A 14,125-nucleotide genomic window follows, 5' to 3' on the forward strand; every position below is an offset into this window, starting at 1 on the left:
CCGGCGGCCCGGCGCGGGTCGCGCGCCGCGCGACGCCGCCGCCACGGCCGGTGGCTGGGCACCTGCCCGCGCTCGCCGACGGCGCCGCGAGCCGGCGCGGCCGGTGGCGGGCACCTGGCCTCGGCCACCGCGCGGCGCCGCCCGGCGTTCGGCCGACGTCTGCGCGGCCCCCTACGCGGCTGTCTTGACGGGGTCGTGGGCGGGCTCGGCGGGCCGGCGCGGGCGGGTGCGGAGGCCGAGCGCCGTGATCAGGACGGCGGCGAGCACGGCGGCGACGGGGACCGTCAGCGCGATCCGCAGGGCGTCGAGGCCCGCCTCCCGTGATCCGCCGCTGAGCGCCGCCACCTTGACGGCGGTCACCGCGGACAGGCCGAGCGCCATGCCGAACTGGATCGCGGTGTAGAAGAGGCCGCCCGCGACGCCGTGCTCGCTCTCGTCGACGCCTTCCGTGGCGGCCATCGTCAGCGGGCCGTAGACCAGCGCGAACGACAGGCCCAGCAGCCCGATGATCGGGAACATGACCGTGTAGGCCCAGTCGAGGCCGACCGGCAGGAACAGCGCGTACGCCGCGGCCGCCAGGACGAGGCCGCCCAGCAGGACGCGCACGTTGCCGAAGCGGTTCACCAGGCGGGGCGTCAGCGTGGGCGCGAGGACGACGTCGATGCCGACGACCAGCATGGCCAGGCCGGTCTGCCAGGTCGTCCAGCCGCGCAGTTCCTGCAGGTACAGCGTCATCAGGAACTGGAAGCCCGCGAACGCGCCGAGGAACAGCATCGCGCTCAGGTTCGTCCGCACCAGCGCGCCCGAACGGAGGATTCCGAGGCGGACGAGCGGGTGCGCCGCCCTGTGCTCGATCGCGACGAACGCCGCGAGGAGCGCCGCACCGCCCGCGAGGACGGCCGCGGTGAGCACGACGTCATGGCCGGGGCGCTCCAACCGGACGACCCCGTACACGAGCAGCATCATCGCGCCGGTGATGCTGAACGCGCCCAGGAGGTCGAAACCGCCAGAGACGGCGCGGCGCGCCGCCGGCTCCGGCTCCTTGACCAGCGGAACCGCCGCGGCCAGCAGCAGCGCCGCCATGATCACCGGCGCGAAGAACACCCAGCGCCAGCCGATCGAGGTCAGCAGCCCGCCCGCGACGAGACCGAGCACGAAGCCGCCCGAGGCGATGCCCGCGTACACGCCGAGCGCCTTGGTGCGGGCAGGCCCGGCCGGGAACATCGCCGTGACGAGCGCCAGCCCCGCCGGGGCCATGAACGCCGATGCGACACCGGTGACGAACCGGGCGGCCAGCAGCATCCAGCCGTTCGTCGCGAACCCGCCCAGCCCGGAGAACAGGAGGAAGACCACCAGCCAGAACAGGAAGACGCGGCGGTGGCCGAGCAGGTCGGCGGTGCGCCCGCCGAGCAGCATGAACCCGCCGTATCCCAGCACGTAGGCGCTGATGACGCCGCTGAGCATCCCGGTCGACAGGCCGAGGTCCGCCCGGATCGACGGCAGCGCGATGTTGAGCATCGCGACGTCGATCCCCTCCAGGAAGACCGCACCGCACAGCACGAGCAACTGCGCCCAGGCGCGCCCGTCCATACGGGCAGCGGATGTGGACATGAGCCGGCTCCTCTCCGACGAGGGCCGGTTCCCTTTGTGAGTGCCGGTTCCCTCTTGTTACCGGCAGCATCCTCAGTCACTATCAGGGACCATGGAAGACGGAACTTTCGCGTCCCCTGGTTACTGCGGGGATACCGCCGCCGATGAGGCCGTCCAGCAGTGGGACACGCGCAACGACTGCGAGGTCCGGCAGATCCTCGACCGCATCGCCGACAAGTGGTCGCTGCTCGTCATCGCGCTGCTGGACCAGCGTTCGCTGCGGTTCACCGAGCTGCGCCGCCGCATCGACGGCATCAGCCAGCGGATGCTCGCCAGGACCCTGCGCCATCTGGAGCGGGACGGGCTGGTCAGCCGGACCGTCCACCCGACCGTCCCGCCGCGCGTGGACTACGCGCTCACCCCCATGGGGGCGACGCTGCACGAGACGATCCGCTCGCTGGTCGCCTGGACGGAGGAGCACCAGAACGCCATCGCCGCGGCCCGCGCCGCCTACGACGCCCGCGTCCAGGGCGAGAAGGAGGCGGCGGAGCGGGAGGCCGCCGAGCGCGATTCCATCGCCCGCGAGGCCCTCACCGCCCTTCGCTGACGCCCTCCGGGAAGCGGACGCGGCAGGCCGGTGCCATTTCCGGCCTAGGCCTATCAGGGACAACTCGCGGGCACCCGGGTGGTGACCGGAATATGCTCATCTCCGCTTCGTCCCCGGCGCATGGGCCACCGAAGGTCGTCCTGCTGCTTCGACGGTCGAACACTCGATCCACCCCCGTATGCAAGGAGCGTCATGGCCGACATCGTCAAGCTTCACGTGAACGGTACGCCCGACCAGGTCCGTCCCGTCCTGGAGCAGGTGCTGCAGGGCGAGGGCTTCCGGTTCACCTGGGAGAACGCCGGCGAATGCATCATCGAGAAGGGGTCTCGCACCAAGGCCCTGCTCCTCGGCGCGTTCGGCACCCACTACAAGTACCGCGTGCTCTTCCACCCCCAGCAGGACGGCACGCTCGTCTTCGACGTCGGCCTCGCCACGACCGGCATGTCCGGCGGAGCCATCGGCGTCGCGAAGGTTCGCAAGAAGCTCGACGAGATCGGCCGCGTCCTGACCGGCGCCTTCCAGAACGCCGGCACCCTCATCAGCGCCTGACCCGCCGACCGGCATCGGGGCGCCGCACCTGAACCTGCGGCGCCCCGGGTCCGCTTCCGCACGCACCTTGGTGGCCGTCCTGCCATGCGGCGGCTACTGCACCCGTCCGGGTCCCGGTCGTGGTCAAGGACGTGGGGGAGACCTGGAGGGACCGGCGGGAGCCGCGACGTTCCTCGGGATGGGCCTCTACGGCCTCGTGGCGCCGGCCGCGCTGATCAGGCCGTTCGGGATCGCGGCGGACTCGGTGGCGGCGCGGACCGAGGTCCGCGCCGTGTACGGCGGGTTCGGCGTCGCCGTCGGCGGTGCGCTGATCTGGGCGGCGGTCACGTCCGGCGCGGCCCGCCACGGTGTGCTGGCCGCAGTCGGCATCGCCCTCCTCGGCATGGCCGCCGGGCGGCTGGCCGCGCGTGCCGCCGAAGGGCCGCTGGCGCTCTACCCGCTCTGGTTCTACTTCTGGGTCGAGGCCGTCGGGGGCGGCCTCCTCCTGATGGCGGCGGCGATGTGATTACCGCGGCGACCGCAAATACGGCAAATCAGAGATTCTCGGCGGACCACCCGGAAGCCGGGCAAAGCGTCTACCTAGGGGCGGGGCGGCGGGATTGCTGGGTGGCGGAGTGCGTCCGGCCGCCCCGGCCCGGTGGTTCGTCGCGCCCGGGGTCCGGTGCGCGGCCGGTGAGGGAGCTGATGGGAGCGTTGATGGCCGAGCTGCCGAGGGTCCGCAGGGGGCCGCTGGAGTCCTTGTACGCGGCGCTGCGCCGCCGGGCGCCGCAGGTCGCCGCGGCGCGTCCCGCCCGCGACGGCGATGGGGTGCGCGTCGCGTACCGGGGGCAGACCGCCACCGTCGTCTGGGACGACGACCTCGACGCGTACGTATGGGACTCGGAGCCGGGCGGGCAGATCGGCCCGGACGCCGAGAAGGCGGCCGAGCTGATCGCGTGGACGCTCGCCACGCCGGCCGGCCCGCGCTAGCGGTTCGAGCCGGCGGTGGCGGCCGATGGCTTCGGCCGGTGGTTGCGGGCTAGGCGGTCGCGGCCTCCGGGGCGGCCTCCGGAGCCACGTTCAGGCGGGCGTTCGCGACGAAGGCGTGCAGCGCGCGCAGCGCCGCGCCGGCGTGGTTGCCCCAGTGGTTGAAGTACGAGTACTGCCACCACCAGAGGGCTTCCAGGGGACGGTCCTGCTGGTAGTGGCGCAGCCCGTGGACGAGGTCGCTCGCGACGTCGACCAGGTCGTCCGACAGGCGGTACGAGGTGGGCTCGGTGTCCTTGTAGGGGTCGAAGACCTCGACGTACTCGTCGAGGGCCACGAGGCGGTCGCGGAGGCCCTGCCGGACGGCGTCGAGGTCGGGGTCGTCGCCGATCTCGGGCTCCCAGTTGTCGGGCAGGATCACGTCGGCGCTGGCGCCGAGCTGCGCGCCGGCCAGGATGACCTGCGACACCTCCAGCAGCAGCAGCGAGATGGTGCGGGCGCCGCCGTCGCCGCGGGCGACGGCCTCCAAGCCGCTCAGGTAGTTGTCGACATGGCACGCCACGCGTTCGGCGAGGGCGTTCCAGTCCTGCGGGCTGTTGGTGTCAGACATCGAGCAGCCTCCGTCCTTCGAATGCGCGGCCAAGCGTCACCTCGTCGGCGTACTCGAGGTCGCCACCCACCGGCAGGCCGCTTGCCAGCCGGGTGACGGTGAGGCCCATGGGCTTGACGAGCCGGGCGAGATACGTCGCCGTCGCCTCGCCTTCCAGGTTGGGGTCGGTGGCGAGGATCAGCTCGGTCACCGTCCCGTCCGCGAGGCGCTGCATCAGCTCGCGGATGCGCAGGTCGTCGGGGCCGACGCCCTCGATGGGGCTGATCGCGCCGCCGAGCACGTGGTAGCGGCCCCGGAACTCGCGGGTCTTCTCGATCGCGACGACGTCCTTGGACTCCTCCACGACGCAGATGACGTGGCGGTCGCGGCGCGCGTCGCGGCAGATCCGGCATTCCTCTTCTTCCGCGACGTTGCCGCACGTCCCGCAGAAGCGGACCTTGTCCTTGACCTCCTTGAGCGCCTTGCCGAGGCGCTCGACGTCCGCGGGGTCGGCGGAGAGGAGGTGGAAGGCGATCCGCTGCGCGCTCTTGGGGCCGACGCCGGGCAGCCTGCCCAGCTCGTCGATGAGGTTCTGGACCACCCCTTCGTACAACGGACCCCTCCTTTCTCTCTACCGGCCGCTCAGGCGCCCGGGCCGGTGCCGCCGCCGAGGCCGGGGAAACCGCCGGGCAGCCCGCCGCCGGCTCCACCGGCGCCGCCTTCGCCTCCGCTTCCGCCGAGGCCGGGGATGCCGCCGCCGAGGCCTTCGGCGAGCGGTCCCATCTTCTCCTGCTGCAGCCGCTGCGCCTCACGGCCCGCGTCGCGGATCGCGGCGAGCACCAGGTCGGCGATGGTCTCCGCCGTGTCGGCCGGGTCGTCGGCGTCGATGACCTTCGGGTCGATCGACAGGCCGGTGACCTCGCCCTGCCCGTTGACCGTCGCGGTGACGAGCCCGCCGCCGGCGGTGCCGTTCACCTCGGCCTCCGCGAGCTCGCGCTGCGCGCTGAAAAGCTGCTCCTGCATGGCCTGCGCCTGCTGGAGGAGTTCCTGCATGTTCAACTGACCACCGGGTTCCACGGTGCACTTCCTCTTCCGGCCCCCCGAGAGGGCCTTCTCTCTGGCGCTCCGCCAGCCACCGGATGTCCGTCCTCCGAGACTACGGGTTTCCGGCGGTCCCCCGTAAGTACGGGCCCCGGTGCGCCCGCCCGGCGTGCCCCGAGGCCGCGGACGGGTTCGGACGGGCGCGGCCGGGTGCGGACCGGCTTCGCCGCTGGGGCGGCCTTCGGCTAGGTCGCGGACGAGTTGTCGATCTCGCGGATGATCTGGCCGCCGAGTTCCCGCTGGATGAGCGCCATACCGCCCATTTCGGCCTCGGCGCCGTCGGCGTCCGCGTCGCCCTCGGGGTCGACCTCGTCGCTCTCGTCCACCGGGGCGGGTTCGGGCGGCGGCGGAGGCTCGTCCGGTGGCGGGGGCGGCGGTTCGTAGGGCGCCTCGGGCCTCGGGGCAGGGGGCTGTGCCGGCGGCCGCGGCTGCTGCCGTGGTGCCGGGTCCGGTGTGGCCGCCCCACCGAACCCCGCGCTAGGGCCCGGCCGGGGCGGTGGCGGGCCGGGAGGTCCACCGCCGACGACGGTGTCGATCCGCCAGTCGACGCCCATCCGCTCTTTGAACACTTCCCGCAGGACGGTGTCGCGCCCGCCGTTGACGAACCCGAGGCGCCGTCCCTCGGCGTCGAACCCCAGCGTGAGGACCTTCCCGTCGAGCGAGACGGGCTGCACGCCGGACATGATGACCATCCAGGTCGCGCGGCTCTTCTGCTTCACCGCCTCGACGACGTCCGGCCAGAGCCGCTGGACGGCGGCGAAGTCCATCCCCCCGGCGGAGGCCCCGCCCGCCGGGCCGCCGGACGCAGCCGCTGCGGCCGGGTTCGCGGCCGGGTTCGCAGCCGGACCTGCTGGCCGGTTCGGGGCCGGACTCGCAGGCGAGTTCGCGGGTGGGGCGGAGGGTGCGGAAGGGCGGCTCCCGGTTGTGCCGGCTCGCTGGGCGGCGGGGCCGCCGCCGCGGTTATCCACAGATGCTCGTTCCGGCGGCGCCGTGTCCTGGCCGGGGTTGACACTGGATGTGGGGTCGCCCCCCTGGGCGGGCGGGGGTTGTTCTCCCCCCGCCTGCGAAGCACCACCGCCTTGCCCGCCCGCGAAGCCGCCCTGGGCGCCCTGGGCGGCCTGGCGTTCCAGGCGGTCGAGGCGGGCGAACATCGACGCCTCGTCCTCGTACGCGGCGGGCAGGAGGATCCGCGCGCAGATCAGCTCCAGCAGCAGCCGCGGGGACGTCGCGCCGCGCATCTCGGTGAGGCCGGTGTGCAGCAGGTCCGCCGCACGGGTCAGCTCCCCCGGCCCGAGGGACGACGCCTGGCGCCGCATCTGCTCCAGCTCGTCCGGCGCGACGTTCAGCAGCCCCGAGCCGCCGGCCTCCGGGACGTTCGACAGGATCACCAGGTCGCGGACGCGTTCCAGCAGGTCGGCGGTGAAGCGGCGCGGGTCCTGGCCGCTCTCCACGACCCGGTCGACGGCGGCGAAGACGGCGGCGCCGTCGCGGGCCGCGAACGCCGCGATGACCTCGTCCAGCAGCGCGGAGTCGGTGTACCCGAGGAGGGAGACGGCCCGCGCGTAGGTGATGCCGGCCTCGTCCGACCCGGCGAGGAGCTGGTCGAGGATCGACAGGGTGTCGCGGGCGGAGCCGGCGCCCGCGCGGACGGCCAGCGGCAGCGCGGCGGCCTCGTACGGGACGTCCTCCGACCGCAGGATCTCCTCGACGAGCTCGGTGAGGACGCCGGGCGGGATCAGCCGGAACGGGTAGTGGTGGGTCCGGGACCGGATCGTCCCGATGACCTTCTCCGGCTCCGTCGTCGCGAACACGAACTTCAGGTGCGGCGGCGGCTCCTCGACGAGCTTCAGCAGCGCGTTGAAGCCCTCCCGGGTCACCATGTGCGCCTCGTCGATGATGTACACCTTGAAGCGCGCCGACACCGGGGCGAAGAACGCCCGCTCCCGCAGGTCGCGGGCGTCGTCGACACCGCCGTGCGAGGCGGCGTCGATCTCGATCACGTCGATGTGCCCGGTCCCGGTGGGCCCGAGCGCGACGCACGAGTCGCACTTGCCGCACGGGTCGGGCGTCGGTCCCTGCTCGCAGTTCAGCGAGCGGGCGAGGATGCGGGCGCTGGACGTCTTGCCGCAGCCGCGCGGACCGCTGAACAGGTACGCGTGGTTGATCCGGCCGTTGCGCAGCGCCTGCTGCAGGGGCTCGGCGACGTGCTCCTGCCCCTTCAGCTCGGCGAACGTCGCTGGCCGGTACTTGCGGTACAGCGCCAGACTCATCGGGGGTCCGCCCTCCCTCGCGAAGCGGAGCGCCACAAGCGCGGTGACCCTTCAAACAAGGGACCCCCCGCACACCCGCCAGAGCCTGCTTATCCTTGCTGCCTTCCGGCCCTGGGGAGGTTCACAGGGTGACGCCATGCGAGGGGTCTGCCCCAGAGTCTATGGCATCCCGCCCCCAGGATTGCCACGCTTCCGGCGTAGTCTCCGCCTCATGTCCGTCCCGACGCACGCCACGCTGCTGCACATCGCCGAACGTCCCCACTGGGAGGCCGCCCGCGACGCGGGGGAGCCGTACGCCATGTCGACGCTCGGCCGCACGCTGGACGAGGAGGGCTTCGTCCACTGCTCGTCGGACATGGCCCAGGTGGACGGCGTGCTCGGCCGCTTCTACACCGGCGTTCCCCGCTCCGACCTGGTCGTCCTGGTCATCGACGTGTCCCGGCTGGACGCCCCCGTGCGCTACGAGCCCGCCGGCGACGAGGTCTTCCCGCACGTCTACGGCCCGATTCCGGTCTCCGCGGTAATTGATGTCAGGTCACTGCCCGGGAACCGGTAGGCTTCCCCGTGGAGGATTCGCCTAGTGGCCTAGGGCGCACGCTTGGAAAGCGTGTTGCGTGCAAGCGCTCGCGAGTTCGAATCTCGCATCCTCCGCTCGCCTGACGGCATGACGTCACACAGGGCGGCACTCACCGGTGCCGCCCTCTTTGCTTTCCAGGCCCTCTTCCCACGCGGCCCCCGGTCCTCCGTCATCGTCCGGGCAGGCAGCGCCCCGCGGGCGCAGACGGCACCTTTTCGGACGGGTGTCGTCGGCGGGGACTAGCGTCCGGGTGCATGGGGCTTGATCTTGTCGCGCTCGCCAAGGAGCGGCGCTTGACGCAGGACTGGGAACGCAGGCGCATCGGACGGCACGGCGTCCTCGTCGAAGAGGGGACGGTCGGCACCTTCGTCTACCTCTTCACCGACGACCGCGTGCTGGTCGCCAAGGCCAACCGGGGGTACCGCGACGACGTCATGGAAGCCCTGCTGGATGCCGTCGCCGATCTGGTGGACGGTGAGTTCGGCGACACCGTGCACGCCAGGCCGATCGACGTGCCGGGCTTCGCACTGGACCGGGCCGTGCTGCTCGGCCCCGGGCAGACCGGCTTCTGGGAGAGTCGCGGCCCCGAACTGAGGGCGCGCGGACTCCAGGTCCTTCCCGCCCACCGCGGCGAGGTCGCCGACGGGGAGCCCGCCGAGCGGTTCCGGCGGGCCGTCCTCGGCAAGGGCCTCAGCGTACGAGAAGGCCACTGGGACCGGGACCCGGTGCCGCGCGCCCTGGTCACCCGGGACGACGGGCCCAAGCACGGGATGTCCGTCCCGAAGGCGCGGGACATGATCATTTCCGCCGAGACCGTGCTGGACAACTACGCGAGGAGCATCCCTCCCGGCATCGAGATCCTCCTGCGCGATGTCCGGGACCGGGAGCTCCGGCTGCGCCGCGACTGGGACCGCTTCAACGGCATCCTCGTGGACGACCGGAGCGAGCTGGAGGTGTCGCTCCCGGCCGACCGCCTGTGGGAGCGGCTGGGCCCGCTGTTCCACGGCGAGGACACCGGCGCCGCGACCCTCGTCGCCGGCCCGGAGGAGTCCGCGCCGATGCTCATGGTGCGGGTGCACAACCGGTACCGGAGCGACGGGCCGATGTCGCCGGTCATGCTGGACGACGCGCTGAAGTGGGTGCGGAGTCTGGAGCCGGTCGACGGCCATTTCCTGACCTTCGCCGGCCGCTCGGACGACGCCGTGCAGATGATGTGGATGGGCGGCCCGGAGATGAAGCCCCCCGAGACGTTTCCGGAGCAGCGGCGGGAGTGGGCGGCCGAGCTGCGCCGCGAAGGGCCCCGGCTGTGGCTGGAGGCGCCCTTCCCCGAGAAGCGGGAGCTGCACGGCCGGTTCGTCACGACGGAGGAGGCCGAGCGGATGGTGACGATCCTCGCCGTCGAGGACCGCGTCGCCGTCCACGAACTGGGCGATCTGGAGATCAATACCTGGTAGGCCGGGCGCGGGCGTCGCGCGGCCCGCACCGCCCGCGGAGGGCCGCGCCGCCGCGCCCGCTCCAACGACGGTGATTAATGACCACGTCCCTGAGCTGGGCGGTAACTGGTTTACCAGTGGTGGCAAGTGGAGTGACGGATGTTGTTGCGTTGCCTTCTCCGGGCAACCGCGACGCCGTAGACTCGAAGAGTGATCTTCAAGGCGGTGGGTGATGGAAGGCCCTATCCCGACCACGGACTCTCGTCCCGGGACTGGGCCAAGATCCCCCCTCGCCAGGTACGCCTCGACCAGCTCGTGAGCACCAAGCGGGAGATGGACCTGCAGTCGCTGCTGTCGAAGGACTCCACCTTCTACGGCGACCTGTTCCCCCACGTGGTCCAGTGGAAGGGCGAGCTGTACCTGGAGGACGGCCTGCACCGGGCCCTGCGCGCCGCGCTGCACCAGCGCCTCGTCCTGCACGCCCGCGTCCTCGACCTGGACGCCGTCGACATGTCCTGACCGCCGGCCACCGGACGGTCAGAGCGGTGCACCGGGCGGCGCGCTAGACGCGGCCCAGGTCGCGGTCGGCGGTGTGGTTGCGGGGGGCGCGGAGACCGGCGGCCTCGAGTGCCCGCCGGTAGGCGGCCGCCGCGGAGTCGGCGTCCTGGACGAGCTCGTACAGTTCGCCCAGTTCCCTGAGCAGGTGCGCCGCCGGGCGGCCGGCGGACAGGGTCGCCAGCTGCTCCGATGCGGCGCGCAGGACGACCTTCGCGGCCGCCGGGTCCCCCTGGGCGACGCGGGCGCGCGCCAGGACGAGACGGGCCAGGACGGTCTTCTGCGTGCGCGCGGCCAGGTCGCTGCCCGGTTGCGGGGCCGCGGCATGGGACGTCGCCGCCGGGGCGGCCAGGGCCATGCCCGTGTCGAGGAACTGTTCCAGCGTGGCGATGGCCTCGTCCAGTTCGCCGATCAGCACCAGCGCGCGGGCCTTCGCGATCGTGCTCTCGGTCGATTCGGCTCCACCGAGATCGGCGGTCTCCTCCAGGAGTTCCAGGGCCTCCTGCGCGGCCTCACGCGACCCTTCGGGACGAGGCCGTTCGAATCCGAATTCTCCCGTCGGCACCGCGTCGGACGGCGCGGCCGACGAGAACGGCGTGACTCCCCTGAGCAGCGCCTTGGCCGCGGCCAGGGAGAGGCGTGCGCGGGTCTGCGCCGGGCTGGTGTCGCTGCGTGCGGCCAGGGCCTGGTCGGCGAAGTACAGCGAGTCGCCGATCGCGCCTTCCTCCAGCGCGCGCAAGCTGGCCCGCTGGTAGTGGACGCTCAGCGGCTCGTCCGCCGGGCCGTCCGGGTGCAGGAGACGGCGTCCGAGGTCGTGGGCGCGCGCCGGAGCGGAGCGATCCACGTACGCGAGGAGGAGGATCCGCCCGACTTCGGTGTACTCCTCACCCACCCCGAGCCCGAGGTGCTGCAGCCGCGCGACGGCGCGTTCGCCGAGGGCTATGGCCTGCCCCAGGTCGCCCACCGAGTGGTAGCAGCGGGCCAGCGCGATCACCGGCGGCAGCCAGCTCGCCCTGCCCGGGTCCCTTTCGGCGTGCTCACGCAGCTCTTCGAACAGCGCGATCGCGTTGTCGGTGCGGCCCAGCTCCTCCAGGGCGCGGGCACGGCCCCAGCGCGCGCGGGCGGTCAGGTCGGGATCGTCGCTGCGGGCGATCACCTCGTCGAAACCCGTCTCCGCCGTGCCGGGGTCGCCGCGCAGCAGTGCGAGGTGCGCGTGGCGCTCCCGTACCTCCAGGTGGGCGCGCTGCTCCGGTTCGACGCCCTCGGCGAGGTACTCGGGTGTGCAGCCGAGGCGCTCGGCAAGCATGCGCAGGACGGTCGGCGTCGGGGTGCGCTTGCCCGACTCGATCAACGAGATGTAGCTGTCGGAAAGGTCGTGACCGGCGAGCTGTGCCTGCGACAAGCGTCTGGTCAGCCGCAGGTTGCGGACACGTTCTCCGACGTTGCCTGGACCCGGCATGTGGACTCACTTAGCGGAAGTAAACAGGCGGCTGGGGTGCCGACATGATTGCACATTGCGGGTAATCGCACATCGAGAGTAAAGAAGGGACAAGTGACGGGATCGGCTGGTCGGGGGCGCTGCGGGCCGGCGCGCCCGCCGCTGCATCGCCGTGGCGCGCCGGTTGCGGCCGGTGGAAACCCCGGCGATCGCGACGCCTGTCACCCTGGGAAGGTATCCGACCATCCGCACAAGATCGTAAAAACCGCCGAAATAGATCAGCCCATCGCGCGTACCGGCTAGCCGTGCCATGCCCGGCCGTCCTCCCTCGGGCGTCCGCCTTCCGGGCACCGGGTGCGAGGCGCGGGGTCAGGGGCGCTCGTCGCCGGCGGGGGCGGTGGGGACGTCGTCCGGGGGCGGAGTCTCCTTGGGACGGCGCGGAGGCGGCGGCGGGGGGAGCGTCTTCTCCTCGGGCTGCGGGTTCTTGTTGGGGAAGATCATCTCGCAGACTTCGAGATAGAGCTGCTCGGGGTAGGGCAGGTAGTCCACGTTGGTGAGGGCCTGGTCCTGGCCGGCGGACTCCAGGATGAACTCGCCGTAGCCGAGCATCCGGCCCGCGATCGTCCGCTTGAAGCTCATGTCGGTGACCTTGGCCAGCGGCATCATCGCGACCTTGCGGGTGATGAGCCCGGTGGTCAGCAGCATCCGCTGGTTGGTGATGACGAAGTAGTCGACGGACCATTCCGCGACCCGCCACACGAACCACGCCAGCAGGATCAGCCAGCCCCACCAGATCCAGCTGATCACCGCGCCCGCGTCGCTCGCGACGGTGTTGCTCAGCACCCCCGCGATGATCAGGCCGCCGAGGACGAGGCCGACCGGGACCATCAGCACGGCCGGGTGCCGCCGCACCGTGATCACCTGGTTCTCGTGCGGCAGCAGGTACTTGTTCACCGAGGCCGGCGCGGAGTCGCCGGGAGTGACGAGCCTCATGCGAGCGCGTTGACGAAGGTGGCCAGGGAACCGGCGGCGGAGGCGATGCCGTTCGCGGCCGACTCCACCGACTGCGCCGCGCCGTCCGGCTGGTTGATCACGTAGAACGCCACGAAGGCCACTGCGGCCCACGTCATGTACTTCTTGGCGGGCACGGCAGCCTCCCGGAGCGTTGACCCACGGACCCCGGGTTCAGTTTCGCACAGCCCGAACGACCGTCAAAGCAAGGGCTATGGCGCGTTGTCGAGCGATGAACGTCGCGCCTTGCGGCGCTTCTCGGCGGCGACCGTGGCGAGCACCTCCAGGTGCCTGCGCGCGATCCGTTCGACGAGGTCGGGCGGTGCCGCCCCGGTGACCTCCTCGGCCCCGTGCCACGCGGCGGAGACGCACCGGTCCACCGTGTCGGCGGGGTGCACTCCCTCGAACTCCTCGGCGAGCCGCTCGCCGATCGCCGTGTAGCGCGGCGGGCCGCCGTCCCCTGGGTGAGCCATGACATGTCCTCGATCGAGCTTGCTCGCACCGCCCGGTCCGTAACGGTCCCCTGTGCCGGGACGGTGGAGGGGAACGCGCGGAGGCGCTCCGTAGCGCTCTCGTACCCTCAGGCGGAGGGAACGAACATCGCAGGTCAGGTCGGCGGCGGCCGGGAGGCCACGGTCAGACGACCCCGTAGAGGCGGTCTCCGGCGTCGCCGAGGCCCGGCATGATGAAGCCCTGCTCGTTGAGGTGGGAGTCGATCGCGGCCGTCACGACCCGGACCGGCGCCGAGGTGTCGGCGAACGACTGCTCCAGCAGCTTCAGCCCCTCGGGGGCGGCGAGCAGGCAGATGGCGGTGACGCCGTCGGCGCCGCGGTCGAACAGCAGCTGGATCGCGGCGGCGAGCGTCCCGCCGGTCGCGAGCATCGGGTCGAGGACGTAGCACTGCCGGCCGGACAGGTCGTCCGGCAGCCGCGTCGCGTAGGTCTGGGCCTGCAGCGTCCCCTCGTCGCGGATCATCCCGAGGAAGCCGACCTCGGCGGTGGGCAGCAGCCGCGTCATGCCGTCGAGCATCCCCAGCCCGGCGCGCAGGATCGGGACGACGAGCGGCTTCGGGCTCGCCAGCTGGACGCCGCGCGTCGGGACGAGGGGGGTCTCGACGGTGGCCTCGGTGACCCGCACGTCCCGGGTGGCCTCGTAGGCCAGCAGGGTGACCAGTTCGTCGGCCAGGCGGCGGAACGTGGGGGAATCGGTGCGGACGTCCCGCAGCGTGGTGAGCTTGTGCGCGACGAGGGGGTGGTCGACGGCGAGGGTCTGCATGCGCTCACCGTAGCCCACCGGCCGTGATCGGCCGGACGGCGCCGAAACAGGATAGGACGCCGCTGAGCTGGGCAGTATGGCGGTATGAACAGGCAGAGCGATCAGCAGCCGGAAGGTCCGGCGCGGGCCCGGGAGTCCGTGCCCGACCCACCTGGGACCGCGGC

At 72.3% G+C, this 14,125-nt stretch carries 16 protein-coding genes, 1 tRNA gene, 1 other RNA gene and 1 pseudogene; 8 read left to right on the forward strand and 11 right to left on the reverse strand.

Annotation, left to right across the window (positions count from 1 at the left end):
- Positions 1 to 171: 171 nt before the first annotated feature.
- Positions 172 to 1,611, reverse strand: coding sequence for an MFS transporter (locus IEZ03_RS29130; RefSeq protein WP_221480941.1), 1,440 nt, complete (start codon positions 1,609 to 1,611; stop codon positions 172 to 174).
- 91 nt (positions 1,612 to 1,702) lie between these two features.
- Between IEZ03_RS29130 and IEZ03_RS29135 the strand changes: the two genes are divergently transcribed.
- The 4 genes from IEZ03_RS29135 (at position 1,703) to IEZ03_RS29150 (ending at position 3,715) form a co-directional block, all read left to right on the forward strand.
- On the forward strand, positions 1,703 to 2,197 hold the full coding sequence (locus tag IEZ03_RS29135; protein WP_184890108.1) for a winged helix-turn-helix transcriptional regulator: 495 nt from the start codon (positions 1,703 to 1,705) through the stop codon (positions 2,195 to 2,197).
- Positions 2,198 to 2,389: 192 nt separating this feature from the next.
- Entirely contained in the window at positions 2,390 to 2,746 is a 357-nt protein-coding gene (locus tag IEZ03_RS29140; protein ID WP_184890109.1) for a hypothetical protein, read from the forward strand.
- 70 nt (positions 2,747 to 2,816) lie between these two features.
- Positions 2,817 to 3,251 carry a DUF4345 family protein gene (locus IEZ03_RS29145; protein WP_268248572.1) on the forward strand — a complete coding sequence of 145 codons (435 nt, stop codon included), beginning with the start codon at positions 2,817 to 2,819 and terminating at the stop codon, positions 3,249 to 3,251.
- 179 nt (positions 3,252 to 3,430) lie between these two features.
- Complete coding sequence (locus IEZ03_RS29150; protein ID WP_184890111.1) at positions 3,431 to 3,715, forward strand: hypothetical protein; 285 nt, start codon at positions 3,431 to 3,433, stop codon at positions 3,713 to 3,715.
- A gap of 49 nt (positions 3,716 to 3,764) precedes the next feature.
- Here IEZ03_RS29150 and IEZ03_RS29155 read toward each other — a convergent pair whose 3' ends face one another.
- From IEZ03_RS29155 to ffs, 5 genes are all read right to left on the reverse strand, one after another.
- Entirely contained in the window at positions 3,765 to 4,322 is a 558-nt protein-coding gene (locus IEZ03_RS29155) for a DUF5063 domain-containing protein (RefSeq protein WP_184890112.1), read from the reverse strand.
- On the reverse strand, positions 4,315 to 4,914 hold the full coding sequence (gene recR, locus IEZ03_RS29160) for a recombination mediator RecR (protein WP_184890113.1): 600 nt from the start codon (positions 4,912 to 4,914) through the stop codon (positions 4,315 to 4,317). Before recR ends, IEZ03_RS29155 begins: the two co-directional genes overlap by 8 nt.
- Before the next feature lie 29 nt (positions 4,915 to 4,943).
- Positions 4,944 to 5,360 (reverse strand): YbaB/EbfC family nucleoid-associated protein, encoded by a 417-nt coding sequence (locus tag IEZ03_RS29165; RefSeq protein WP_229808671.1) that lies wholly within the window; start codon positions 5,358 to 5,360, stop codon positions 4,944 to 4,946.
- 227 nt (positions 5,361 to 5,587) lie between these two features.
- Positions 5,588 to 7,672 carry a DNA polymerase III subunit gamma and tau gene (locus tag IEZ03_RS29170; protein WP_184890115.1) on the reverse strand — a complete coding sequence of 695 codons (2,085 nt, stop codon included), beginning with the start codon at positions 7,670 to 7,672 and terminating at the stop codon, positions 5,588 to 5,590.
- A 55-nt stretch (positions 7,673 to 7,727) separates the two neighbouring features.
- Positions 7,728 to 7,823: signal recognition particle sRNA small type (gene ffs, locus IEZ03_RS29175), an RNA gene on the reverse strand.
- 60 nt (positions 7,824 to 7,883) lie between these two features.
- Here ffs and IEZ03_RS29180 point away from each other — a divergent pair.
- The 4 genes from IEZ03_RS29180 (at position 7,884) to IEZ03_RS29195 (ending at position 10,201) form a co-directional block, all read left to right on the forward strand.
- Positions 7,884 to 8,228: a DUF952 domain-containing protein gene (locus tag IEZ03_RS29180; RefSeq protein ID WP_184890116.1), complete on the forward strand. Its 345-nt coding sequence runs from the start codon at positions 7,884 to 7,886 to the stop codon at positions 8,226 to 8,228.
- A 10-nt stretch (positions 8,229 to 8,238) separates the two neighbouring features.
- Positions 8,239 to 8,323, forward strand: a tRNA-Ser gene (locus tag IEZ03_RS29185).
- Between the two features lie 180 nt (positions 8,324 to 8,503).
- Complete coding sequence (locus IEZ03_RS29190; protein ID WP_184890117.1) at positions 8,504 to 9,703, forward strand: hypothetical protein; 1,200 nt, start codon at positions 8,504 to 8,506, stop codon at positions 9,701 to 9,703.
- Between the two features lie 189 nt (positions 9,704 to 9,892).
- Complete coding sequence (locus IEZ03_RS29195) at positions 9,893 to 10,201, forward strand: type II toxin-antitoxin system VapB family antitoxin (RefSeq protein ID WP_132054584.1); 309 nt, start codon at positions 9,893 to 9,895, stop codon at positions 10,199 to 10,201.
- 43 nt (positions 10,202 to 10,244) lie between these two features.
- Here IEZ03_RS29195 and IEZ03_RS29200 read toward each other — a convergent pair whose 3' ends face one another.
- The 5 genes and pseudogenes from IEZ03_RS29200 to upp form a co-directional block, all read right to left on the reverse strand.
- On the reverse strand, positions 10,245 to 11,696 hold the full coding sequence (locus tag IEZ03_RS29200; RefSeq protein ID WP_184890118.1) for a helix-turn-helix domain-containing protein: 1,452 nt from the start codon (positions 11,694 to 11,696) through the stop codon (positions 10,245 to 10,247).
- Positions 11,697 to 12,158: 462 nt separating this feature from the next.
- Positions 12,159 to 12,668 (reverse strand): annotated as a pseudogene (locus IEZ03_RS29205) (PH domain-containing protein); the annotation flags it as partial.
- Positions 12,665 to 12,823, reverse strand: a complete 159-nt coding sequence (locus IEZ03_RS29210; protein WP_184891034.1) for a hypothetical protein — start codon at positions 12,821 to 12,823, stop codon at positions 12,665 to 12,667. The pseudogene IEZ03_RS29205 and the gene IEZ03_RS29210, both read right to left, overlap by 4 nt.
- 75 nt (positions 12,824 to 12,898) lie before the next feature.
- The gene (locus tag IEZ03_RS29215) at positions 12,899 to 13,159 is read right to left on the reverse strand and encodes a three-helix bundle dimerization domain-containing protein (RefSeq protein ID WP_132055199.1); all 261 of its coding nucleotides are present in this window, start codon (positions 13,157 to 13,159) and stop codon (positions 12,899 to 12,901) included.
- 163 nt (positions 13,160 to 13,322) lie between these two features.
- Positions 13,323 to 13,961 carry a uracil phosphoribosyltransferase gene (gene upp, locus IEZ03_RS29220; RefSeq protein WP_132055197.1) on the reverse strand — a complete coding sequence of 213 codons (639 nt, stop codon included), beginning with the start codon at positions 13,959 to 13,961 and terminating at the stop codon, positions 13,323 to 13,325.
- Positions 13,962 to 14,125 lie beyond the last annotated feature (164 nt).

It is taken from the genome of Actinomadura livida (assembly GCF_014648675.1).
GTDB classification, from domain to species: Bacteria; Actinomycetota; Actinomycetes; order Streptosporangiales; family Streptosporangiaceae; genus Spirillospora; species Spirillospora livida.